The 24270-nt window shown below is 71.0% G+C and carries 16 protein-coding genes, 3 tRNA genes and 2 pseudogenes; 6 read left to right on the top strand and 15 right to left on the bottom strand.

Translation table 11 applies throughout. From position 1 onward, the window contains the following. From AB0H57_RS15450 to AB0H57_RS15435, 4 genes are all read right to left on the bottom strand, one after another. Positions 1-729, bottom strand: a complete 729-nt coding sequence (locus AB0H57_RS15450; protein WP_357506731.1) for a Clp protease N-terminal domain-containing protein — start codon at positions 727-729, stop codon at positions 1-3. Between the two features lie 60 nt (positions 730-789). After that, the gene (locus AB0H57_RS15445) at positions 790-1488 is read right to left on the bottom strand and encodes an ElyC/SanA/YdcF family protein (RefSeq protein WP_357506729.1); all 699 of its coding nucleotides are present in this window, start codon (positions 1486-1488) and stop codon (positions 790-792) included. Between the two features lie 133 nt (positions 1489-1621). Beyond that, positions 1622-2224, bottom strand: a complete 603-nt coding sequence (locus AB0H57_RS15440) for a hypothetical protein (RefSeq protein ID WP_357506727.1) — start codon at positions 2222-2224, stop codon at positions 1622-1624. A gap of 144 nt (positions 2225-2368) precedes the next feature. Beyond that, positions 2369-2803, bottom strand: coding sequence for a VOC family protein (locus tag AB0H57_RS15435; protein WP_357506725.1), 435 nt, complete (start codon positions 2801-2803; stop codon positions 2369-2371). Between the two features lie 105 nt (positions 2804-2908). Here AB0H57_RS15435 and AB0H57_RS15430 point away from each other — a divergent pair, with 105 nt between their 5' ends. After that, the gene (locus AB0H57_RS15430) at positions 2909-4198 is read left to right on the top strand and encodes a M14 family zinc carboxypeptidase (RefSeq protein ID WP_357506723.1); all 1290 of its coding nucleotides are present in this window, start codon (positions 2909-2911) and stop codon (positions 4196-4198) included. A gap of 188 nt (positions 4199-4386) precedes the next feature. Here AB0H57_RS15430 and AB0H57_RS15425 read toward each other — a convergent pair. Beyond that, positions 4387-4462, bottom strand: a tRNA-Lys gene (locus tag AB0H57_RS15425). Between the two features lie 293 nt (positions 4463-4755). Between AB0H57_RS15425 and AB0H57_RS15420 the strand changes: the two genes are divergently transcribed. Together AB0H57_RS15420 and AB0H57_RS15415 are read left to right on the top strand one after the other, a co-directional pair. Beyond that, positions 4756-5328, top strand: a complete 573-nt coding sequence (locus AB0H57_RS15420) for a sigma-70 family RNA polymerase sigma factor (protein WP_357506721.1) — start codon at positions 4756-4758, stop codon at positions 5326-5328. Next, on the top strand, positions 5325-6404 hold the full coding sequence (locus AB0H57_RS15415) for a hypothetical protein (protein ID WP_357506719.1): 1080 nt from the start codon (positions 5325-5327) through the stop codon (positions 6402-6404). The genes AB0H57_RS15420 and AB0H57_RS15415 overlap by 4 nt, the downstream gene beginning before the upstream one ends. A 363-nt stretch (positions 6405-6767) precedes the next feature. On the opposite strand, the pseudogene AB0H57_RS15410 reads toward AB0H57_RS15415, so the two are convergent. The 6 genes and pseudogenes from AB0H57_RS15410 to AB0H57_RS15385 form a co-directional block, all read right to left on the bottom strand. Continuing rightward, a pseudogene (locus tag AB0H57_RS15410) lies at positions 6768-7661 on the bottom strand (zinc-binding dehydrogenase); the annotation flags it as partial. A 69-nt stretch (positions 7662-7730) separates the two neighbouring features. Continuing rightward, positions 7731-10715, bottom strand: a complete 2985-nt coding sequence (locus tag AB0H57_RS15405; RefSeq protein WP_357506717.1) for a glycoside hydrolase family 3 C-terminal domain-containing protein — start codon at positions 10713-10715, stop codon at positions 7731-7733. Positions 10716-11066: 351 nt separating this feature from the next. Then, positions 11067-13766, bottom strand: coding sequence for an RICIN domain-containing protein (locus AB0H57_RS15400; RefSeq protein WP_357506715.1), 2700 nt, complete (start codon positions 13764-13766; stop codon positions 11067-11069). Next, complete coding sequence (locus AB0H57_RS15395; protein WP_357506713.1) at positions 13763-15220, bottom strand: RICIN domain-containing protein; 1458 nt, start codon at positions 15218-15220, stop codon at positions 13763-13765. Before AB0H57_RS15395 ends, AB0H57_RS15400 begins: the two co-directional genes overlap by 4 nt. Position 15221: 1 nt before the next feature. After that, positions 15222-16652: an endo-1,4-beta-xylanase gene (locus tag AB0H57_RS15390; RefSeq protein ID WP_357506711.1), complete on the bottom strand. Its 1431-nt coding sequence runs from the start codon at positions 16650-16652 to the stop codon at positions 15222-15224. 385 nt (positions 16653-17037) lie between these two features. Further along, a tRNA-Lys gene (locus AB0H57_RS15385) sits at positions 17038-17113 on the bottom strand. Positions 17114-17297: 184 nt separating this feature from the next. On the opposite strand from AB0H57_RS15385, the gene AB0H57_RS15380 reads away from it, so the two are divergent. Then, positions 17298-18572: an Ig-like domain-containing protein gene (locus AB0H57_RS15380; RefSeq protein ID WP_357506709.1), complete on the top strand. Its 1275-nt coding sequence runs from the start codon at positions 17298-17300 to the stop codon at positions 18570-18572. Positions 18573-18721: 149 nt separating this feature from the next. Further along, positions 18722-19972, top strand: coding sequence for an Ig-like domain-containing protein (locus tag AB0H57_RS15375; protein WP_357506707.1), 1251 nt, complete (start codon positions 18722-18724; stop codon positions 19970-19972). Positions 19973-20067: 95 nt separating this feature from the next. On the opposite strand, the gene AB0H57_RS15370 is transcribed toward AB0H57_RS15375, so the two are convergent. Both AB0H57_RS15370 and orn read right to left on the bottom strand, forming a co-directional pair. Continuing rightward, positions 20068-20143 (bottom strand) — tRNA-His (locus AB0H57_RS15370). Positions 20144-20232: 89 nt separating this feature from the next. Beyond that, positions 20233-20823, bottom strand: a complete 591-nt coding sequence (gene orn / locus AB0H57_RS15365) for an oligoribonuclease (RefSeq protein WP_357506705.1) — start codon at positions 20821-20823, stop codon at positions 20233-20235. 76 nt (positions 20824-20899) lie between these two features. Here orn and AB0H57_RS15360 point away from each other — a divergent pair, with 76 nt between their 5' ends. Continuing rightward, the gene (locus AB0H57_RS15360) at positions 20900-22183 is read left to right on the top strand and encodes a glycosyltransferase family 87 protein (RefSeq protein ID WP_357506703.1); all 1284 of its coding nucleotides are present in this window, start codon (positions 20900-20902) and stop codon (positions 22181-22183) included. 449 nt (positions 22184-22632) lie between these two features. Here the strand turns inward: AB0H57_RS15360 and AB0H57_RS15355 are convergent. Further along, a pseudogene (locus AB0H57_RS15355) lies at positions 22633-22851 on the bottom strand (hypothetical protein); the annotation flags it as partial. A gap of 681 nt (positions 22852-23532) precedes the next feature. Beyond that, positions 23533-24270: a YcnI family protein gene (locus AB0H57_RS15350; protein WP_357506701.1), complete on the bottom strand. Its 738-nt coding sequence runs from the start codon at positions 24268-24270 to the stop codon at positions 23533-23535.

Here is a 24270-nt window from a genome sequence, read left to right as displayed (position 1 = left end):
TCACTGCTGGATCGAGATCTTCTTCAGCGTCTCGACCAGCCACTCCTCGATCGGGCCCTTGGCCAGCCCGAGGCCGGCGAGGGGGCCGTCGCCGTTCTCCTCCTCGATCAGGGCGAGCAGGATGTGCTCGGTGCCGACGTAGTTGTGCCCGAGCCGCAGCGCTTCCCGGAAGGTCAGCTCCAGGGCCTTCTTGCCCCGCGCGTCGTACGGGATCAGGTCCGGCACCTGGTCGGCCGCCGGGGGCAGGACCGCGGTGGCCGCCTCCCGCACCGCTTCCAGCGAGACGCCGGCCACGACGATCGCCTTGGCGGCCAGCGCCTCCGGCTCGGCGAGCAGGCCGAGGACGAGGTGCGCGGGGCCGATCTCCGGGTTGCGCGCGGTCCGCGCCTGCTCCTGGGAGGCCAGCACCACGTTGCGGGCACGGGGGGTGAACCGGCCGAATCCGGCGCTGGGGTCCAGCGAGGCGGCCGTCTCGGACTTGGCCGCCGAGCGCTTCTGCGCGGCCTGCTTGGTCACCCCCATGCTGCTGCCGATCTCGGTCCAGGAGGCGCCGGAGCGCCGGGCCTGGTCCACGAAGTGGCCGATCAGGTGGTCGGCCACTTCGCCGAGGTGGTCGGCGAGCAGGACGGCGTCGGAGAGCTGGTCCAGGGCGTTGTCGCGGGTCTTCTTGATCGCCGCGATCAGGTCGTCGAGGCGTACGGGATGGCTCATCTGCACGGGATCGCTCATGCGTCAACTCTAGGTTGACGCTATCCGGCCGTCAACCACTGGTTGACGATTCGCGGCGGCTCAGTCGCGCAGGGCGTCGTCCACCCCGGTCTCCCGCCGGCCCAGGTGGACCGGGTCGCGCCCGGACAGCACGTCCCACGCCGCTTTGACGCCCGCGCCGTACTCCCGCACGACGCCCCGGCGCCACAGCAGCGGGAACCGCTTCGCCGTCTCGTCCCCCACGCCGTCGGCCTCGACCCCGAGCGCCCGGCAGAGCGTCACCGCCCGGGCGAGGTGGAACGACTGGGTGACCACAATGGCCTTGCGCACCCCGAAGACCCGGTTGGCCCGCGCACACGAGTCGTACGTGTCGAAGCCGGCGTGGTCGAGCACCACCTTCCGCTCCGGCACACCCCGGTCGACCAGCCAGCGGCGCATCGCACCCGGCTCGTCGTAGCCCCAGTCCATGTGGTCACCGGAGACGAGGACGGCGTGGACCTTGCCGGCCACCAGCAGCTGCCGCGCGATCTCCAGCCGCGCGGCCAGGAACGCCGACGGCTGCCCGCCCGGATCGACCTGCGCGCCCAGCACCAGCGCCACCGGCGCCTCGGGGACGTCCTCGACGGTGAAGGTGTGGCCCGCCGCGCCCGAGCGCACCCACATCACGCTGGCACCGGTGAGCACCCCGGCCAGCACCACACCGACCGCCGCCACCAGCAGGGCGCGCCGCAGCCACCGGGCGCGGGGGAACCGACTCAGGACCCGACGAAGACTCGACACCCGCCCAGTATCGCAACCGGCCTTGTCCGCACGTGGCTACCACGCAAGGCTTGACGCGTAGACGTCTTCGGGCCGGTGGCCCGCGCATGACGGCCCTGGCGTCGCGGCTCCGGACGCGCCTGTTCCGCCCGGTTCAGTCGTTCAGCGCCGGTGGCGGTGGCGGGGTGGCGGGCGATCGGTGGCCGCCGTGCGAGGCGACCAGGGCGTCAGCCACCAGCACGGCGTCCGCCTCGGCGACGTCGGCGGGATATTCCGGCAGGAGGTCGTCCCAGACGACCAGCCAGGATCCGTAGAGCTGCGCCTGGCCCGCGGGCCGGGCGAAGAACCAGACGTGCAGGTGCGCGCCGCCGTCGCCGATGCGGTAGACGTGGGCTCTCGCGATGTGCGGCAGGGCCTGCACGTGACGGACGATTCGCGTGGTCAGCAGTCCCAGCTCCGCGGCGAGATCGTCGGGAAGATCCGCCATGTCATAGTGATCGCGCGGGTACAGCATCAGCACCAGCGGCACGCCCACTCCCGGGACCCGGGCCAGCCGCCAGTGATCGTTGAACCAGATTCCCTCGTCGCGCTCCTGGCACGGCTGACAGTCTGCCGGATCCTCGCCGTGCCGGGCGGGCTCGGGCAGCACCGGCGGGCGCAGCGGCGCGACGCGCAATCCATCCTGTTCGAACGGGCTGATGTCCCATCCCGTCATGCGCGCCAGCGGAAGCCGCCGCTCGCTGTCGGCGACGGCCACCGCACGGTCGTAGAACTGGTCCGGAGACAAAGCCATGACGCGGAGGCTAGTACAACCAAGATCCCCTCGTCATCCATCGCCAGTGTGTCGGCCGACCACCGCCCGGCGGCTCGGCTGGCGCGGATTCGCCACGTTCGCGGCCCCTCAGTTCAGACAGAAGTCGTTGCCCTCGACGTCCTGCATCACGAGGCACGACTCGTTCTCGCCATCGGCAGGCAGGAGTCGCACGCGTACCGCGCCGAGCGCGACCAGTCGGGCACACTCGGCCTCAAGCACGGCCACGCGCTCCTCACCTACAAGCCCGGTGGCGACCCGCACGTCGAGATGCAGCCGATTCTTGACCACCTTGCCCTCGGGAACACGCTGGAAATACAGTCGCGGACCCACGCCTGAGGGATCGACGCAGGCGAACGAGGAACCCTGCCGCTCCGGCGGCAGCGCGCGATCGACCTCGTCCCAGCTGGCGAACCCCTCCGGTGGCGGCGGCACGACGTACCCCAACACCTCGCACCAGAAGCGGGCGACCCGCTCAGGTGCCGCACAATCGAAGGTGACCTGGAACTGCTTGACCGATGCCATCGGGCCACCCTAGAGGCGGCGGTGAACCGGCCGGGTGGACGGGCCACCCCGAACAGTCGACGGACGAGGACCCGTACGGCGCTCAACAATCGACGGAAGTTCACAGTGGCTCTTGACCTGCGGAAACGCACCCTTGTTGAATTGCCGGACCGCCTGATCTTCCTCATCGGAGGGTCGCAGCCAGGCCAGCATTGCAGCGCGAGGAAGAACGCGGGGGCGCCAGGACAACTGACCGGAGCTGCGGGGCAACCTGAGAAGGGACGTCACACAGTGTCTAGACCACGCCGTCGTCGATACCTCGCCCTGCTGGCCGCGCTACTCGTCGCCCCCCTGCTCGCGCCCGGGGTAGCCAAGGCCGACGGGCCATTCGTCCCGCCGAGCCAGGAGACCGTGAACCGCTCCTCGATGCTGAGTGCCGCAGAGGTTGCCGCCGAACTCCGCTCGTTGGAGGCCCGCAGCAAGGGCGCGCTTCGGGTGGAGGAAGTTGGCCGCAGCGGCCAGGGCCGTCCACTGCAGGTCGCGTACATCGGCACCGGCAGTACCCGGGTCTGGATTCAGGGTCGGATCCACGGCAACGAGCCGTACGGCGCCGAAGCCTCGCTGGACTTCCTGAAGACCCTGGTAGCCGGCGGCAAGCACGCGCAGGATGTCCTGAAGGAGATCAGCTTCGCGATCATTCCGCTCTACAACCCCGACGGCTTCGAGGCCTTCCGGCGGCAGGACAGCATCCACAACATCGACCTCAACCGGGACTGGGGCGTCGACCGCCGAATCTTCGACCAGCTCAACGCCGTTCGAGCCGGCCTCGGTCAGCCCCCGTTGTCCGAGCGGACCTTCACGGGCTACACCCGGCATCGCGCCGTCGAGTCGCAGGCCTTCTGGTACGCCTGGGCCGACTTCCTGCCCCACCACATGATCGACCTGCACCACCAGGGCACGTATTACGTCGATGACACGGACGAGATGACCACGTTCTCGGTCGGCATCTCGCTCGATCCCGGCATGCTCACCTCGGAGCAGTGGAACACGGTGCGCCGCATGGGTGTCGTGGCTGCGGACGCCGCTGGCAAGAGCGGCGTCGTCACCCTCACCCGCTACCCGTACATCAACATCCCGGAGGGTGTTACCTCGGCCGCGATGCTCAACGCACCGGGACCGCAGGGCGAGTACGTCAACTGGCGCAGCAACGCGATGTTCTTCGAGTCGCGTGGCGGCATCGGCCACAAGAGCAGCGGCTACATCGTCAAGCAGAACGTCAACGGCCTCTGGGCCATCATCAACTCGATGAGTGACGGCTCACTGGCGAGTGTGGACGCCGACCGGTGGGCCGAGATTCCGGATCGGGGTGCCACAATCTCCACCTGCGCGAAGTTCCCCAACCAGTGTGAGTTCTGACCTCGGGCACGATCGTTGACCCACGACGGCTGGCTCACCCTCCCGCCCGGGGGGTGAGCCAGCCCGACGCATCGACCCGGTGGGCGAGCGGTCCAACGGCTCCCGAGCACCCGCCGAGCGACCACCCATCGAGGCACCCGAAAAAGGCCCCGCCCTGGTGTGAACCACCAGGTCAGGGCCTTGATCATTGGTGCGCCGCCAGGGACTCGAACCCCGAACCCGCGGATTAAGAGTCCGCTGCTCTGCCAGTTGAGCTAGCGGCGCTCGCCGGCAACGGGGAGGAACGATAGCAGGCCCGACGGGGGGCCGCTGTGGGAGGTCGGCGGGGTCACGGCTGACGCCCCTCGACACCCATCCGGACGGTGACACCGCGGGTGTCGGCCATCAGGAACGGCGGGGTGAGGGACGATCGTCTGGCGGCGATCGCGTCCGGCTCGGCAGAGCCGGCCGAGGACCAGGTGAGCGGGAGCGATCTCGGTGTTGCGCGCGCTCCGCGCCTCCTCCTGCGAAACCATCCGGCATCCACCTGTCACGATGGGTGCCGGACCGGACATGGGATGGACGTGAGCGCCGGTATCGAGCATGAGGATCTCTTCCGCCAGGTCTACGCGGCCAACTTCGAGCCGCTTCTGGCGTACGCTCTCCGGCGCGTCGCGCAACCCGAGGACGCGGCCGACGTGGTCGCCGAGGTGTTCCTCGTCGCCTGGCGTCGTGGCCGCGAAATGCCGCCCGAGGAAGAGATCCGGCTGTGGCTGTACGGGGTCGCCCGGCGGGTGCTGGCCAACCACCACCGCGGCACCCTGCGCCGGGAACGGCTCGGCGAACGGCTGCGGCACCGGCTGCGGGACGCCTTCTCCGTCGACCCCGGCAGCCAGGTGCCGGAGCGGCTCGTGGTCCGGTCCGCGCTGGCCCGCCTCGGTGAGCTGGACCGCGAGGTTCTCATGCTGACCTTCTGGGAAGGGCTGGAACCGCGCGAGATCGCCGCGGTGCTGCGGGTGAACCCGAGCGTGGTCCGTACCCGCCTGTCGCGGGCCCGGGCCCGGCTGCGCGAACTCCTCCGTGACGACCCCGGCCCAGCCGGACATGAACTCGACGTCATGGCCGTACGCATCTCCGAGGAGGGCAGATGACCGACGAGCAGCTCGACCGGATGGTCCGAGACGCCGACCCGTACCCACCGGATGCCGTCCGGCACCTCGACGGGGCCGCGCAGCACCTCCTGGAGGAGATCATGTCCACGCCGACCCTGGCCCCCGTCACCGAACCGCCGGAGCGACCCCGGCGGGCCCGCCGCAGCGTCCTGAGCGGCCTGGCCGCCGCGGGCGTCGCGGCTGTGCTGCTCACCGGCTTCCTCGCCGTCTCGGCCCTGCGTCCCGAGCCTCCGGCCGGCCGCCAGGCGTCCCCGGTCACCACCTCGGACGGGCCGCGAACCGCCGGCTATTCGGCGATGGTGCTCAAGGCGGCCGAGCAGAACCCGCGCCTGCTGATCGATCAGCCCGGCTGGAAGGCGACCACCGTCTACGGGTTCGCCGAGAAGCAGGGCACCATCGGCTTCACCAACGGCGACCGGCACGTGGAGATGAACTGGTACCCGGCCGATTCCTACCACGGCTACCAGCAGGATCGACTCGGTGTCAGCAGGCCTGAGGCCGTGAAGGTCGACGGTCAACCGGGCGACCTGTTCCGGTACAGCGGGAACGACTTCGCGGTCATGCTCCGGCCCCGCGACGGTTCCTTCGTCGAACTGCGTGCCAACGGCATGCGGCGGGCGGAGTTCGACCGGATGCTGGCCGCCGTGGTGCGGGTCGACGCCCGTACCTGGCTGGCTGCGCTGCCCGCGGAGATCGTCACGCCCGAGCGGATCGAGGAGCGGGCAGCCACGGTCCTCGCCGACGTGCCACTCCCCCCAGGCTTCGACACCGCCGCGCTGACCGAGCTGGGGGTCAACGACGCCTACCAGTTCGGCGCCCAGGTGACCGCGCGGGTCGGCTGCGGGTGGATCGCCGAATGGCTGCGGGCGAAGAAGGCCGGCGACGACGCCGCCCTGAAGCGGGCCACCGACGCGTTGCGCAGCAGCCACCACTGGAAGGTGCTGCACCAGATGAACGAGGCCGGCGATTATCCGGAGGTGTTCTGGGAGACCGCCGACGAGGTGGCCGACGGAGACGTGCCCCCCGGGTACAAGGGGGCGCTGGGTTGCCAGTAGCCGCCGGCGCCTGACTCGACGCCGACAGGGCGCTGGCCCGGTGGCAGCTGCACCGGGCCAGGGCCCCGATCGGATCAGGCCACAGCGATCGGGCGCGGCAGGTCGCCCCCGGCCCGAGCTGGCGTCGGAAGGATGCCTCCGCGACGTGGGCGACGTACACCTCGCGGTGGAACTGCTGTCCGGGGTCATGCGCGCGACGCCGAACGCGTCGGCGGGGACCAGGCCGCCTTCGCCACCACGGTCCACACGGCGTGGGAGGTCATCCTCGCGGCTCTCGCCCACCGCCCGGGTGATCACCGCGCGCCGCCCGCGCAGCTCGCTCTGCTCGATCATCCGGTGTGCCTCGGCAACCTGGGACAGGGACAGCCGCACGACCGCGCGCGGCGCCAGCCGGCCGGCGGCGAGCATCCGGTTGACCGCGCCGGCGGCCTCGGCCAGTTCCGCCGTGGTGGCGTGCGAGATGACGAAGCCGACGACGCTGCGGTCGGACATGTAGAGCGCCCCGGCGGGCAGCACCGGCCGGGAGCGGGCCCCGGCGAGCAGCACGATCCGGCCGCGCAGCGCGAGCAGGTCGACCACTGCTTCGAGGTCGTTGCGTCCGGCGGTGTCGAGGTACACGTCGACGCCGCCGGGGCAGGCCGCCCGTAGCCGGTCGATCAGGTCGGGGGCGTGGTAGTCGAGCACCTCGGCGGCGCCGGCGTTCCGGCAGAACTCGGCGTCCCGCGGGGACGCGGTGGCCACCACCCGGGCGCCGGCCGCGGCGGCGAGGGTGACCAGGGCCGCGCCGACGTTGCCACCGCCGCCGGCCACCACCACGGTCTCCCCGGCCCGCAGCCGGCCGTGGACGACGAGCGCCAGGTACGCGGTCGCGCCCGGGTGCAGCACGGTGACGGCGGTCGCCGGATCGACCCCGTCGGGCAGCCGGTAGAGCCGGTCGACCGGCACCACGGCCCGCTCGGCGGCGGCGCCCTGCCGGCCGTCGTGCCCCAGGCTGTTGCACCACACCAGGTCGCCGGCGCGGAAGCCGGGGGCGCCGGGGCCGGCCTCGGCGACCCGGCCCACCAGGTCGCGGCCCACCACGAACGGCGTCGGCAGCGGCGTCGGGTACGCCCCGGAGCGGACGAAGGTGTCGACGTGGTTGACCGTGGTGGCGACGAGGTCGACCAGGACGTCGGTCGGGCCGGGGCGGGGTGCCGGCAGGTCGCCGTAGCGGATGTCGGCGGCGGGCCCGGGGCGCTCGACGTAGGCGGCTCGCATGCACCCAATTCTGCGGGTCGGCCGGCTCGGGGCCCACGGTTTCCCGCGGACCCCGAGCCGGCCGGCCGGTCAGCTGATCGAGAACTCGGCCAGCCGCAGCGCGGAGCCGAACACCAGGTACACGTCGTGGACGCCGGCGGTCCGGGCCAGGTCGGCCCGGACGGTCACGTACCGATGGTCGTCGCCGGTGCTGGGGACGGCGGCCGTGCCCAGCAGCCGGCCGGTGGGTGAGCCGAGCCGGACCTGGATCGTCGTGGCGCCCGCGTCGGCCCTGGCGACCCGGGCGGTGACGGTGCGCTCGCCGGGGCGCAGGGCCGAGCCGGCGAAGGAGACCCACTGGCCGGCCGCCGTGGCGCCGACGGCCGTGCCGCGGGCCTTGGTCTCGTCGACCAGCCGGACCCCGGAGTACCGGTCGAAGTTCTCCGCCCGGGTGGGCCGGGACAGGTCGCGGGCCGGGATGCTCTCGCCGCGCACCCGCACCGCGGTCCGGCCCCGGATGTCCTCGACGGACGCGCCGACCAGCAGGTCGTAGGTGGACGACTCGACCACCCACCGGTCGCGGGTGACGTCCCAGTGCGCCAGGTCGGCGGCCGGCAGCCGCAGCCGCACCGTGCGGGTCTGCCCGGGCCCGAGTTCGACCCGCTGGAACGCCTTGAGCTGCCGGATCGGCGTCCGGTCCCGCGAGGTGCGCTGGTGGGTGTAGAGCTGGACCACCTCGGCCCCGGCCCGGCTGCCGGCGTTGGTCACGTCGACGGTGACGGTGACGGTGCCGCCGGCGGTGACGGTCCGGGCGTCGGCGCGCGGCGGGCCGTACCGGAACCGGGTGTACGACAGCCCGTGGCCGAAGGGGTAGAGCGGCCGTGCGCTGTTGTACAGGTAGGTCTGCCGGGACGAGATGATGTCGTACTCCAGCAGGTCCGGCGGCAGTTGGTCGGCCGAGCGGTACCAGGTCTGGGTGAGCCGCCCGGACGGGTTGCGGTCGCCGTACAGGACGTCGGCGATGGCGTGCCCGGTCTCCGCGCCGGCGTGGGTGGTCCAGACGATGGCCGGGACGTGCTCCTGCTCCCAGCCGAGGGTGATCGGATAGCTGGTCTGGAGCACCAACACCGTACGCGGGTTGGCCCTGGTCACGGCCCGGACCAGGGCCTCCTGGCCGGCGCCCAGCGCCATCGAGGTCCGGTCGTGCGCCTCCCGCCCGTTGATGAACGGGTTGCTGCCGACGACCAGGACGGCGGTGTCGGCCGCCCGGGCCGCGGCGACCGCCCGGTCGATCCCGCTGCTGAGGACCTCGCGCTGGAACCGGGTCGCAGCGGCGGGGGTGGCCGCGCCGAGGGTGAGCGCGCCGTCGGCGCCGACCGTGACGTACGTGTTGGGGCCGAACCAGCTCTCCTTGGTCTCGTAGCCGACGTAGTGCAGCACCACACTGCCGTCGTCCTGCGGCTCCAGCTTGAACTGCTGCTGCACGAACCAGCCGTTCGGCTGGTCGTCGCGGGTGATCAACGGCCCCCAGTTGTAGCCGAGGTAGCGGCCGTTGGCCGCGTTGCGCAGTGTCACCACGTCCTGGCCCCAGTCGACCACGTCGAACTGGGCGGCGGCGGTGGCCGTGGCGGCGCTCGCGGTGACCTGGTCCGCGTCGGTGGTGCCGGTCGCGGTGACGTACCGGCCGGTCGCGGGGTCCTTCAGCGCGATCCGGTCCGCCCCGTCGGCGCCGCTGACGGTGGCGGAGCCGCCCAGCCGCTCGCGGATGCCGTCCAGGGCGGTCACCTGGTACGGCAGGTCGCCGCCGTACCAGTCGGTGTACAGGGTGTCGGCCAGCGGGCCGAGCACAGCGACCTTCCTGGTGCGGGCTGGGTCCAGCGGGAGCGCCTGCCGGGAGTTCTTGAGCAGCACCATGGCCTCACCGGCGGCCTGCCGGGCCAGCCGCTGGTGTTCGGGGCTGTTGACGACCTCCGGGGTGATGCCGCCGTACCGGCCGCCGCCCGGGTCGAACTCGCCCAGCCGGAACCGCACGTTCAGGGTCTCCCGGATCCGGGCGTCGATGTCCCGCTCGCTGAGCAGCCCGGCGGCCAGCGCCTGCTTGATCGCGTTGACGGTCGGCTGCGCGTTGGTGTCGTCGGTGATGAAGCTGTTGAGGCCGGCCTTGACGATCGCGGCGTTCCCCTCGGCCTGGCTGGCGTAGTACCCCTGTGAACCGACGAGGTTGTTCGGCGCCCAGGCGTCGGTGACGTTCATCAGCGGCCGGTCGGCCCACCCGCGCACGGTGGTGGCCAGGTCCGGGTCGACCGTGGCGGGGCGGCCGTTGACCAGGTTGTACGAGGCCATCACGCCGGTGGCCGCGCCGGCGGTGATGGCCGGCTTGAAGGCGGCCCGGTCGTACTCGTTGAGCACCCGGGGTGGCACGTTGGCGGAGGTCACGTCGCGCCGGACCTCGTTGTTGTAGGCCAGGTAGTGCTTGAGGGTCGGCGCGGTCTTCAGGTGGTCGGGGTCCCCGCCGGTCATCCCCTTGCCGTACGCGGTGGAGATCGCGCCGGTGAGCAGCGGGTCCTCGGAGTAGCCCTCCTCGTTGCGGCCCCAGCGCGGGTCGCGCAGCAGGTTGACCACCGGCGCCCAGAGGTTGAGCCCCCAGACCCGGGGGTTCTGCGCGTGGTAGCCGCGCGCCTCGTCGCCGACGGCCGAGCCGACCCGGTTGACCAGGTCGGTGTCCCAGGTGCTCGCCATGCCCACCGGCTGCGGGAACGACGTGCCGCGGGCCTTCACCACCGCGCCACCGTTGTCGATGTCGGTCGACCAGGCGACGCCGTGCAGCGCCTCGGTGCCGGTCTTGAACAGGCCGATGCCCAGCCGCGGCACGGCCGGCTGGTACTGGTGCAGCATCGAGATCTTTTCGTCCAGGGTGAGCCGCCCGAGCAGGTCGTCGACCCGGGTGTGCACGGGCAGCCGCGGGTCCCGGAACGGGTACGTGGGCTCGGCGAGCGCCGCGCCGGGTACGGCCGGCAGGGCCATCAGGGTGAGCGCGAGCGTGGTGACTGTGCGCCGGAGGCGCCCGTTACGCATGCGGTTCTCCTCGTGTCGTCCGGCAGGCGCCGGGGTGCGGCGAACCGGCGCTGGCCCCCGCTCGACGCCCGGATCGTGGGGTCGCGGGCCGGTCGTCGAAGCGCTTCGACAACGGGTCCGCGACGTTACGGCCAGGGTTCCCAGTGATCCGCGCAACTATAGATGCGCAACTATGAGCAGGCAACCCCGCGACCGGCCTGCTGTCCCCACCGCAGCCGACGACATCGTCCGCTTCTTCACCCCGCGCCCCACCGAACCGGCACCCGCTCCGTGACGTGGGCGCGCTCTCCGGTCGGCCAGCCGGGCCTCCCGGGGCCAGGCCGGTTCGACCCGGCCCCGGGAGGTGGCTGGTCAGCTCCGCAGGCTCCACGGCTGGTTCGAGCCACCGTTGCACGACCAGAGAATGATCTTCGTGCCGTTGGCGGTGGCGGCGCCGTTGGCATCGAGACAGAGCCCGGACTGGCCGTTCGTGATGGTGCCGTTGGCGTTGACGTTCCACTGCTGGTTGAGCCCGCCGTGGCAGTCCCAGATGATGACCTGGGTGCCGTTGGCCGTGCCCGCCCCCGAGGCGTCCAGACACTTGTTGCCGTACACGGTCAGTTGCTTGCTGGCGGTGGAGGTCCACCGCTGGTTCACGCCGCCGGTGCAGTCCCAGAGCTGCACCTGGGTGCCGTTCGTGGTCGCGGAGTTGGGCACGTCGACGCAGCGGCCGGACTGGCCGCCCACGAGCTGCCCGCCCTGCTGGCCGCCGCCGCCGCTCTGCTGCCGGACGACGGAGGTCGACTCCGCCGACCGATTGCCCTGGGCATCGACGACGTAGAGCCGGTACTCCCCCGGCGACGTCGGTACGGCGATGGACCTGGCGGTGCCGGCCGCCCTGGTCATCGTCGGGCCGGCGGTGAAGGTGGTCGTACCGGTGGGGGCCAGCCAGACCGCCTTGGTGGCATCGCCGGTGCTGCGGATCGGGATCGACGCCGTCGCGCTGGTGACGAACGTGCTGGCCGGCAGGACGTGGTTCGGCGCGGAGAAGTTGCCCGCCGGGATGATGTCCCGGTACCCGTCCTCCAGGCCCGAGTTGACGGCGATTCCGTACGCCGCCGCCGGCCAGACATAGTCGGCGGAGACGATGATGTCGCCGATCGTGCTGTTCGGCAGATTCTTGTTCGAGACCTTATTGATCGGACCGTAGGTCTGCGTGATGCTCAGGTCGTGCTTCCGCCCGAAGTCGTCGGAATTGATCATCCAGGTGACGTTCTTGTCGATGCTCAGGACGTTGTCCCGGAACGTCATGTACGCCGATCCCTCGTCCGGGTGCAGCCCGTACTTGTGGCCGGCGGGCACGCCCTGGAGGTAGTTGTCGGCGATCGTCGTCCCCGGCTGACTGCCCAGCGTGTAGATCGGTGCCGTGTCACTCAACCGCTGCACCGTGTCAATGATGTGGTTGTAACTGATGGTGTTGTTCCGGGCCGTGGTGGTCGGTCCGTTGGGCGCGATCGAGCCAGATGATCCGTCGAAGTTCCACCAGCCCCAGCCGAGGGTTATGCCGGACCAAGGCGTCTTCTCGATCCGGTTGTGCTGGATGGTGAGGGTGTCGGCGAAGTACGCCGAGATCGGGCTGTGCCCGTTGAACAGGACCGCGCTGTCGTAGAGGTAGTTGTTCCTGATGTCGATGTTCTTCGGCAGTCCTTCGACCTGCGCGGAGTACTTCTCGCGGTTGATCGACGTGCCGTCTCCGACGTAGACGTGCTGGGGATGCCCCACGGTGATGGCGGACCCGGCGATGTCGTTGGTGTGGTTGCCGATCAACTGGCTGCCCTGCACGTCGTTGATCATGTTGATTCCGTCGGCGCCGGTGTGCTGGACCCGGTTGCGGTGCAGGAGGATCCCGTCGGCGTTCTGCACCTGGACGATGCCGGGGGTGACGTCCACGTTCCGGTAGTAGTAGACGTGGAAGTTGCCCTTCGCGTACGCCTGGGCGCCGAGGTTGCCCTGCTGTGCCTGCTTGAAGGACGAGCCGGCGACGGTGAACAGGTTCCAGTCGGAGTGCTGCACGGTCAGGCCGGAGAACGTGATGTTGCGGGCATGGTTGCTCGTCGAGGTGCCGGCGACGCGCAGCAGGGTGGTCACGTTGTTCGGCGCGTAGACCGTCGCGGTCGACATGTTCTCCGCACTGGCCTTGTAGTAGTACAAGGTCCGGCTGCTCTTGTCGAAGTAGAACTCGCCGGGCGCGTCCAGGAACTCGTACGCGTTCATGACCTTGTGGGTGCCGCCCACCTGGGCGTTGCCGTTGAACGCACCCTGAGCGATGGCCGCACCGGGCTGCTGGAAGAGGGCCACCCGGCTCGCGCCGTCGGAACTGGTGGTCACCTGGCGGACGCCCACGAAGGCCGTGGTCCAGGTCGTCCCCGTCTCGATCTCGATGTCGTCGTGGTTGCGGGCGATGGCGGGAAAGTCCGTCAGACCGTATTTGGCGCCGGCACACTGCGATCCCGACTCCCAGGCCCAGTCGGCCTGGCCGGCCGTGACGGTGTACGTCCCGTAGCAGCCCGCCGAACTGATCGTCTTCGAGGCCATGAACGCGCGCTTGTCGTTGACGTAGAGCGTCCGCAGCTTGTTGGCCCGGTCCAGGGGCGCCTTCCAGATGTTGCCGCTGTGCTGGGTCCAGCCCGTCACCTGCACACCGCCGTCGAGGACCGGCGTCTCGCCGGGGTACGCGGCGTAGATGACCCGGTTGCCGTTCGTGCCGGAGTCGCTCGACCCGAACTCGATCGTGCTGCTCACCGGATAGCGTCCGCCGCGAAGGTAGACCTGGATGTCGCCGGTCATGTTCGCGGTTTTCGTGCGGACCACGTCCCGTGCGCGCTGCACGGTTCTGAACGGTGCCGCCATCGTGCCCGGGTTGGCGTCGTCTCCACCGGGCGCGACATGAAGTGTCTCCTGGATCGCCGCCAGCGCCGGAGCCTGATCTGCGACCACCGCCGGCAGCGCGGCGGAGACGAGCACCGCCAGCGCGAGTAAGGCACCTCTTCCGGCCCGGACCAAGGGCATCATTTCTGCACCTGCCACTTCTGGTTGTCGCCGCCCCAGCAGCTCCAGAGCTGGACCTTGGACGTGCTGGTGTTCACGTCCAGGCAGAGGCCGGACTGCGCACCGCGGATCGTGCCGTCGCCGCCAACCGTCCATCGCTGGTTGTCGCCGCCGTTACACGCGTACGTGCCGACGGCGGTGCCGTTCGCGGTCCCCCGGTTGTACGCGTCGAGGCACCGCTGGCCGGCGAGGGCGGTGATCTGCCCGCCGGCCGTCACGGTCCACTGCTGGGCGGCGGTGTTGTTGCAGGGGTACACCTGGACCTGGATATTGGCGGTGGTGGCGCCAGGGATGTCCAGGCACTGCCCGGTGCCGACGTTGCGCAGCAGGCTGGCCTCCGCCGGAACCCCGCCGTCGGTCAACCCCCAGGCATGTCTGAGGCGGTTGAGGCCGCTTGCGTTGGGGGTGCTGAGAGTGAGGTTGGTGCCGGTGCCGTGCAGCTTCTGCATGGCGTACCAGTCGTCGCCCTGGCCGGCGGTGATCTTGCCGCCCAACCCCGGCCAGTAGATCGAGCCGATCCGCAGTTCCCGCAGCACGTCGGTGGTGGCACGGAAGTAGCGCACGAAGTTGTCGGTGCTGGTGGCGTCCTGGTAGTTGAGCCCGGTGTCCATCGGCGCACCGAACTCGTCCATGACGGTACGGGCGGCGCAGGAGCCGATCGCGTCCCGCAGGAACGCCACCCACTGGTCATAGTTCTTCGCACCGCTGAAGAAGGTGTAGTGGTGCAGCGACACGATCGTGCCGTCGAGCCGGCGGTCGGCGCACATCGATTTGATGTCGGTGTTCAGGCCGGCCCCGCTGACGAAGACCCGGTTGCGCGGGATCGACGGACGGGCGTTGAGCCAGTTGTTCACCACGTTGGCCCAGTCCGCGGCGCTGTGCCCGCCGGGCTCGTTCATCGGCTCGAAGTACACCAGGTCGTTGGCGCCGTACCTGGCGACCACGGTGTTCCACATGGTGTTGAAGGCGGTGGTGTTGACGATCCGGCCGCCACTGGCGGCCACGCCGTCGTCCCAGTAGGAGAGGACGACCTTGAAGCCCTTCGCCGTGGCGGCGTCGATCGCGCCGGTGTACGCGTTCCACCAGCTCGTACCGACGGTGTAGGTGTTGACCGGTAGCCGGACCGTGTTGGCGCCCAGGTTGTTCTGGAAGCCGGTGTAGATCGCGTTGGCCTTGGCCACCACCGTCGCGTAGCTGTCGGAGCTGCTCAGGCCGGCCAGCACCAGTGGCCCACCGTGGAAGTTGTCGCCCACCCTGGCCCAGTTGACACCGCGGAACTGGGTGGTGTCCGCGGCAGCTGGCGAGGCACCACCCAGCACAGCGGCCGGCACCGCGCCGAGCGCGGCCAGGGCGCAGGAGAGTATCCGGGCCAGGTATCGGCTCGTACGGGATCGGGGCGGTGCCGTGAGGTCCGTCATCTCAGGCCCGGGCCCACCGTTGGTTGGCTCCGCCGTGGCAACTCCACACGATCACCGCGGAGCCGTTGGCGGTGCTGGCGCCGTTGACGTCCAGGCACAGCCCGGTCTGCGCGTTGCTGATCGTGGCGTTGCTGTTGAAGACCCACTGCTGGTTGACCCCACCGTGGCAGTCCCAGATCTGCACCCGGGTGCCAGCGGCGGCGTTGTTCGGCACGTCCAGGCACCTGCCCATCACCTGCAACGCCCGCCCGTTCTCGGTGAACTGCTGGTTCGCTCCGGTGTGGCAGTCCCAGATGATCATCTGGGCACCATTGGTCGAACTCGCGCCGTTCACATCCAGGCACCGGCCGGATGCCTCGTTGCGCAGCCGGTTACCGGTCGGGTTCGGGTTCGGGTTGGTGCCACCGTTGAGCGCGTCGAGGACCGCCGTGTACGCGGCCTTCTTGTTGCCCGCGCAGTCGAAGAGCAGGGCATTGTCGCCGCCGCGCCAGGAGTCGCAGTCCCGCACGCCCCACACCGTGATGCCGGTGCAGCGTGACACCGCCAGGCAGGCGCGGGTCACCGCGCCGTACATGTTGGCCTGGTTGCCGCCCTGCATGATGTCCAGCTCGGTGATCTGCACGTCGACGCCCAGATCCGCGAACCGTTGCAGGTTCGCCTGGTAGTCACTCGACAACGTGGTGCCCAGGTGGGACTGGAAGCCGACGCAGTCGATCGGCACGCCCCGGGCCTTGAAGTCGCGCACCATGTTGTAGATGCCGGTCGACTTCGCGTTGACCCCGTCGGTGTTGTAGTCGTTGTAGCAGAGCTTCGCGCCCGGGTCGGCCGCGCGGGCGGCGCGGAAGGCCGCCTCGATCCAGTCGTTGCCGGTGCGCTGCAGGTTCGAGTCACGGCGGGCGCCGCTGCCACCGTCGGCGAACGCCTCGTTCACCACGTCCCAGGAGTGGATCTGCCCCCGGAAGTGCGTGGCGACCTGGGTGACGTGGTTGATGGCCGCGTTGCGCAGGTCACTGCCGGACAGACCCTGTGCCCAGCCGGGCTGCTGGGCGTGCCACAGCAGGGTGTGCCCACGTACCGACATGCCCCGGGAGCGGGCGTGGCTGACGATCCGGTCGCCGGCGCTGTAGTTGAACACCCCCCGTTGCGGCTCGGTCGCGTCCCACTTCATCTCGTTCTCGGCGACGAGGCTGTTGAACTCGCGGTTGAGCACCGTCATGTACGTGGTGTCGGAGAACTTGTACGTCCCGACGGCGGCGCCGAAGTAGCGGCCCTTCTCCGCCGCCGAGGTGCCCAGCGTGGTGCCCGCGTTGGCGGCGCCGGTGGGCACCAGCGCCGTGCCGGCCACCAGCAACCCGACCGCCAGCGCACGCAGCGTCGCTCCGGCCTTCCGTGGTCGCCGCGGAGAACCAGTCCGATGTACGAGAGTCTTCACCTGTCTCAGCACCTTCCAGAGTCGCATCCCGGTCATTGAGTTAGCGCTAACACCGCCGGCCGGCTCCCGTGCTCTGCGGGCAGACCACGGGGGGCGAGAGAACGCTACACATCGATGAATTCGAGATTGCCACATAGTTTCGGGGCGCTCAAGAAGTTCGGCCCGCCGAGCTGAAAAAATCGACGTTCGTCAAGGTCTTCGCGCCGCGCGGATGGATCGATCGCAGCGTTCTCGACACCCGGCGCGTCCCCGTCCGCGACACGCAATGTGCACGCGAACATCGTGCCGGTGTGGGACCTCGAGCACCCAGCGGGCCGCCCCCGCGACCGGCGTACGCGAAAAGGCCCCGACCGGCACCGAAGTGCCACGTCAGGGCCTTGCTCGTTGGTGCGCCGCCAGGGACTCGAACCCCGAACCCGCGGATTAAGAGTCCGCTGCTCTGCCAGTTGAGCTAGCGGCGCTCGTTGGCAACGGGAAGAACATTAGCACGGGGCTGGAAGCTGGTTCCAATCCGATCCCCCACTCCTCCCTTCGGCCGATATTATCCGGCAAAACGCCCATAACGACCGCCAGCCCGGGTGCGGGGTCCAACCAGACAGCAGCGATGCGGCACGATGTCCGCCAGGCGCGAGAACAGGGGTGGGGATGGGCAGGTTCACGCGGGCCGGGGCGATGGTGGGCGCTCTGGCCCTGGCGGCGTCGCTGGCACTGACCGGGTGCGGCGACAAGCAGAAGTCGGCGAACGGTGCCGACGGGACGTTCGTCACCAGCACGCCCACGGCCGCTCCCGAGGAGCCCGACCCGACGGCAGCCGAACCCAGCACGCCCGCGCCGCGCCTGCCGGTGACCCCCGCCGACGGGGCGACCAAGCGCCCGGTGAGCACCGAGATCAGCGCGAAGGTCCCCGGCGGCGGCACGCTCTCCGAGGTCACCCTCGTGGCCGCGAACGGCGAGCGGGTGGCCGGCCGGTGGCGCACCGACGGGTCGTCCTGGGTGCCGAGCAAGCCACTGCGGTACGGCACCCGCTACACCGCCACCGTCACCGGGACCGGGCCGGACGGCGACCGCCGCGAGGGCGCCAGCACCTTCACCACGATGGCGAAGCCCGGCTCGATGATCAGCTCCGGGCTCTACCTCTTCGACGACAAGACGTACGGCGTGGCGATGCCGGTGGTCGCCGAGTTCCACCCGGGCATCCCGAAGAAGGACCGTGCCGCGGTGCAGAAGCGGATGTTCGTCCGGACCGACCCGCCGCAGCCCGGCGCGTGGCACTGGTTCAGCAACGGCACGCAGGCCTACTACCGGGCGCCGGAGTACTGGCGGCCGGGCACCACCCTCGACGTACGCATCGCGCTGGCCGGCATCCCGCTGAGCAACGGCCGCTACGGCAACGTCGACCGGTCGGCCACCGTGAAGATCGGCCGGGCGTTCGAGATGAAGGTGGACAACGCCAGCAAGAAGATGACCGTGTACGAGGACGGCAAGGTGATCCGTACCCTGCCGGTCAGCCTGGGCAAGAAGAGCACCCCCTCCTCCAGCGGCACCCTGGTGGTGATGGAGAAGCAGCAGCACACCACCTTCGACACCCGCGACGATCCGAACCCGGACAACCGGTACGTCACCGAGATCGACTTCGCCCAGCGGCTCACCTGGGGCGGCGAGTTCATCCACGCCGCGCCGTGGTCGGAGGGGCAGCAGGGCCGGCGCAACGTCTCGCACGGCTGCGTGAACGTCTCGATGGCGCACGGCCGCTGGCTGTTCGAGCGGACCAGGATCGGCGACCCGGTCACCGTACGGGGCACCGAGCGCCGGCTCGCGCACGGCAACGGCTGGACGGCGTGGAACCTGAGCTGGTCGGAGTTCGTGAAGGGCAGCGCCCTGCCGGTCCCGGCGGGCGGGGCCGGCCCGGCCCTACGCTGACCACCGGACCTGTCGGCATCCCGATGCCGGTTCGTCAGCAACGTGGGTACATCATTGACCGGGGTGTCCCCGCTCACCCCACGCAACTGTTACCCGAGCCCACGCGTCGGAAAGAGACGATGGGACGGGGAGACGACTGTGAGGGAATCATGCGAGCTGACCAGGACCGACTGATCCGGCCCGGGCAGGCCCGCCGCGCCGGGCGGCGCCGTGGGTGGGCGGCAGCGGTGCTCGCCGCGACACTGGCCCTGACCTCCGCCTGCACGGCGGGCGACAAGGGCGGCGGTGACCAGCCGTCCACCTGGCAGAGCCCCAGCGAGCAACCGCCGAAGGCCTCGGCGACGATCACCACCCCGGCTGCCGACGCCGCCGAGGTGCCCCCGCTGACCACCGTGGCCTTCACCGCGACGGACGCGGAGCAGACCGAGTTCACGCTGACCGATTCCGCCGGTGCGGAGGTGAAGGGCAAGCTGGCCGACAACGGCGGGAAGTTCACCCCGCAGGACGCGCTGAAGTGGGGCGAGACGTACACGGCGACGGTCACCGCCACCGGCGACGACGACAAGCCGTTCACCGCGACCAACAAGTTCACCGTGATGAAGCAGCCCGGCAAGCTGGTCCGGGTGAGCAGCTTCCTCGGCGACGACCAGGTGGTCGGCGTCGGCATGCCGCTGATCGTGCGGTTCGGCCGGGCCATCCCCGCGGAGTACCGCGACGACATCCAGCGCCGGATGTCGGTCACCTCCGTCCCCGCGCAGGAGGGCGTCTGGCACTGGGCCAGCCCGACCGAGATCCGGTACCGGCCGAAGAAGTTCTGGCAGGCCGGCACCAAGGTGTCGTACCAGGTGCGGGCGAAGGGCGTCCCGCTGGGCGACGGCTGGTACGGCCGCTCCGACTTCACCGTGGACATCAAGATCGGGCCGTCGTTCGTGATGACCGTGGACAACTCCTCCAAGCGGATGACGGTCACCAAGGACGGCAGGGCCGTCAAGACGATCCTGGTCAGCCTCGGCAAGAAGAGCACCCCGTCGTCCAGCGGCACCATGGTGGTCATCGAGAAGCTGCGCAAGACGGTATTCGACACCCTGGAGGAGCTCGGCCCCGAGGAGGGCTACCGGACGAAGATCGACTATGCCCAGCGGCTGACCTGGGGCGGCGAGTTCATCCACGCGGCGCCGTGGTCGGAGGGGCAGCAGGGCAGCGTCAACGTCTCGCACGGCTGCGTGAACGTGTCCATGGCCGACGGCGCGTGGCTGTTCGCCAACACCCGGATGGGCGACCCGATCACGGTCAAGGGCACCGAGCGCAAACTGCAGCTCGGCAACGGCTGGACGGACTGGAACATCAGCTGGGCCGAGTACGTCAAGGGCAGCGCCCTGCCGTACACCCCGGCGAACTGACCCGGGTTCCGGGCCCGGCCGCCGGCCGGGCCCGGTCCCCGGCGAACGGCCTCGCAAACGCGGAAGCCCCCTCCGGTGGAGGGGGCTTCCGTCGTTGGGGTGACTGATGGGAATTGAACCCACGACAACCGGGACCACAACCCGGTGCTCTGCCAACTGAGCTACAGCCACCATGCTCTCCGCTCGGGCAGGCCCGGCGGCGCGGACTAATAATAGCCACACCGGTACCCGGCCCGTCCAGCGGGTTCACCGCCGGCGGCTCACAGCTGCGCGGCGATCGCCTTGGCGCTCTCCACGTCCGGCCCGGGCAGCGGGACGAAGATCGTCCGCCGGTAGTACTCCAGCTCCCGGATGCTCTCCCGGATGTCGGCCAGCGCCCGGTGCGCCAGCCCCTTCTGCGGCTGCCCGAAGTACACCCGCGGGTACCAGCGGCGGCACAGCTCCTTGATCGAGGAGACGTCGATCATGCGGTAGTGCAGGTGCGCGTCGAGGCGCGGCATGTCGCGGGTGATGAAACCCCGGTCGGTGGCGATCGAGTTGCCGCACAGCGGCGCGGTGCGCGGGTCCTTCACGTACCTGGTGACGTAGTCGAGGACCATGTCCTCCGCCTCGCGCAGGGTGACCGTGGAGCGGCGTACCTCCTCGGTCAGCCCGGACTTGCCGTGCATGGTCCGGACGATCTCCGGCATGCCGTCCAGCGTCTCCTCGTCGGCGTGGATCACCACGTCGACGCCGTCACCGAGCACGTTGAGATCCGGATCCGTGACCAGAGCGGCGACCTCGATCAGGGCGTCCTTGCCGAGGTCGAGTCCGGTCATCTCACAGTCGATCCAGACGAGCAGATCAGCCACGCGGACCAGACTACGCGCCGGGCCGACGCCCGCGCCTGGCGCACCGTCGACCCCTCGGCGGCTAGGGTTTTTTCTTGTGCCAGCCGAACCCGCCGCCCCACCCGCCGTCGTCGAGGGTGACCGCGCCGCGCGTACGGCCCGGCGGGTGGTCACCGTGCTGGCGCTCGCCGCCGTGCTGCCCGCCCTCTACCTGCCCGGGCGGGCCCACGACTTCTTCGACCTGAAGATCTACATGCGGGCGATGCACTGGTGGGCGGCCGGGCACCCGCTCTACGACTACGTCCAGCCGGACCGGGTGCAGGGAGCGCTGTACTTCACCTATCCCCCGTTCGCCGCGCTGCTGCTGCGCCCGTTCGCGGCGCTGCCGCTCGGCGCCACGGTGGCGGTCTTCACCGCGCTCACCCTGGTCGGGATCGTGGTGACCACCCGCTGGCTGGTCGATCCGGTGATCACCCGGCACGGGCTGCCCCGGCTGTTCACGCTGACCGTGGCGGTGCTGCTGGTGCTCGCGGTGGAGAGCACCCGGGAGACGATCACCTTCGGTCAGATCAACATGCTGCTGGTGGTGCTGATCCTGGCGGACCTGCTCATCGCCGTACCCCGGGCACGCCGGTGGGCCGGGGTGGGCGTCGGGCTGGCCGCCGCGCTCAAGCTCTTCCCGGCCATCTTCATCGGCTACCTGCTGGTCGGGCGGCGCTGGCGGGCGGCGGCGCTGGCCAGCCTCACCGCAGTGACGGCCACCCTGCTGGCCGCCGCGGTCACGCCGCGCGACTCGTGGCGGTTCTGGACCCACGAGCTGTGGGCCACCGACCGGGTCGGGCGCACCGACTACACCGGCAACCAGTCGCTGTTCGGGCTGCTGAGCCGGTTCACCGCGCCGGAGCCGCCGCCGCGCCCGCTCTGGCTGCTGCTGGCCCTGCTGGCCGCCGGCTACGGGCTGTGGCGGGCGGGCCGGGCGGCCCGGGCCGGCGACGCGCTCACCGGACTGACCCTCACCGGGCTGGTCGGCGCGTTGATCAGCCCGATCACCTGGACCCACCACATCTACTGGTTCATCCCGGCGGTGGTGGTGCTGGTCGACGCCGGGCTCTGCGCCGACCCGACCACCCGGGCGGGACGCCGGCAGCGCGCCCGCCGGTACGCCCTGGCCGCCGCGACCACCGTGGTGATCGGGTACGGCGTGGTGTCGTTCCTGGACTGGGGGGTCGCCCCCACCCACACCGACGATCCCGCCGAGTTCCTGCTCCGCAACGCCTACGTGCTCCTGGCCCTGGCCCTCCTGCCCACCCTCCCGATCCGCCCCGACCAGCCGGCCCCCGTTGATCATGGGGTTGCCGGTCCGCCGGTACGAACGCCCTAACTCCATGATCAACGGGACCGTCGAGCGGGGCGGGCGAGTCGGGGTGGCGGTCAGGGGTGGGTGGGGTTGGTTTCGGGGGTTGGGGGCGGAGTTGCCGGGCGGAGGGTGGCGGTCACCGGCACCGTGCGGCGGGTCTCCTCGGGCTCGGTCGGGGGCCAGGTCAGGGTGAGCGCCACCTCGGGCCGGCCGCGCTGAACGCCGGCCGGGACCGGACCGGACGCCGGTTCGACGCCCGGCGTCGAACCGGGCCCGGAAGCCCTGACCGAGACCGGGCCGGAGGACACCGCGCCGGCCGGTTCGGTGGGCGGGGCCGAGGTGGGCACGGGCGGCAGGTCGGCGAGGGTGTGCGGGCGGCTCGGCGGCACCGGCCCGAGGGCGGGCCGGGACCGGGTGGCGGCCACCGCCCCGACGAGTTCGCGGTCCCGGGTCGGCGGCGACTCCCAGCCGGCCGCGCCGAGGCCGCTGAGCGAGCTGACCCCGAGCCGCCCGGCCAACACCGGCACCTGGTCGGGCTCGACCACGAAGACCACCTCGCGGGGGCGGACCGGTCGCAGCAGCAGCAGCGCCGCGAGCGCCACCAACACGATCCCCGCGGCCAGCAGGCCGTACGTGGCCGGGTCGAACCAGCCGACGCGGAGTTCGGCGCGCAGGTCCAGGGTCAGCCCAGCCTGCCCGTCCGGGCGCATCACCACCAGGCTCAACGGGCGGCCGGCCAGGTCGGCGGGGCTCCACTCCAGGGCGCCGATCCCCTCGCGTACCCAGATGGTGCTGCTGACCGGGGTGCCGGCGCCGGCCGCGGCGGGCGCGCCCATCGGCGGGCCGGCCGGCTCGACGCGGACCGGCAGCGGGCCGCGGGCCAGCGCCACCCGGGTCACCGTGGCGTGCGGGACCGGGCCGAGCCAGCGCGCCACCTCGTCGGCCGGGGCCAGCCCGAGGAACGCGGGTCCGTCGGCGGTCCGGGCGGTCATCCGCAGCCGGGACCCGTCGGTGCGGGCGAACGGCACCTCGGCGTGCAGCAGCCGGTCCACGTCGGGGACGACGACCGCCTGGCCGTCGACGCGGACCTGGTCGAGCCGGGCGCCGAAGGCGCCGCCGGGGTCGGCGTGCCGGGCCACGATCCCCAGCGTGCCCCCGGCGACCAGCGCCGGGATCCCCACGATCAACAGCAGCAGCCCGGCCAGCGCTCGCCCGAAACGCATCCGTTTAGCCCCCTCCGTCGCCGATTACCCGGACGACCTTACCGAGGCAAACCGGCCGATCAGCGGATATCCACGGCAAGCAGCGCAAGCCTCTCGAAAGACTGCGGGCCCGCCGGAAATCTTCCGGCGGGCCCGCGGGGCAGGGATCGCTCAGGCGGTCGGCTCGGCCGTCCTCCGGGTACGCGCGAAGGCCAGCCCGCCCAGCACCAGGCCGGCCAACCCGGCCACCAGGCCGGCGACGCCGAGGCCGATGGCCAGGCCCGACGAGTCGTCGTCCGCCTCGTCGTCGGCTTCACCGGCGGCAGCGGCCGGCGGGGCCGCCCCGGCGGACGGGGAGGCCGGGGCCGCCGCGGTCAGGGTGAGCACCGGCGCCGGGCTCTCCGGCTCCGCACCGCCGGTGGTGGGCTCGTCGATCCACCGGGACACGTTGCCGTCGGAGTAGGTCTGCAGGGTCTTGAACACCATCGTGTCGGTCTCGGGCAGCGGCCCCATCGAGACCGGGAACTCCTGGAACTCGCCCGGCTTGACCCCGGTCTGCGCGCTCGCGGCCGTCCAGGTCAGCTTGGCCACCACCTCGCTGACCTCGCTGCCGTGCACCTTCACCGGCGGGTCGACCTTGCGCTTCTCCACCGCCACCGTCCAGCCCTGCACCGGCATGGTGGACACCGACGCGACCGGGGCGTTCTCCGGCAGCACCACCTCGACCTTGACGGTGGACGCCGTGTCGCTCTCGTTCGGCACCCGGAACGCGAACCGGCCGTAGCCGCCCTGGGTCGCTTCCTTCGGGTTGACCGTGACGTGCGCCGAGGCCGCCCCGGCCAGGCCGAACACGGCCGCGCCCACGGCGGCGAGAGTGAACGCGGCGGCGGTACGCCGGAAACGGATCAT

The organism is Micromonospora sp. NPDC050686 (genome assembly GCF_040654475.1).
Classification (GTDB): Bacteria; Actinomycetota; Actinomycetes; order Mycobacteriales; family Micromonosporaceae; genus Micromonospora.
The sequence above is the reverse complement of the archived record's forward strand: the minus strand, read 5'-3'. Positions and strand labels throughout refer to the sequence as shown.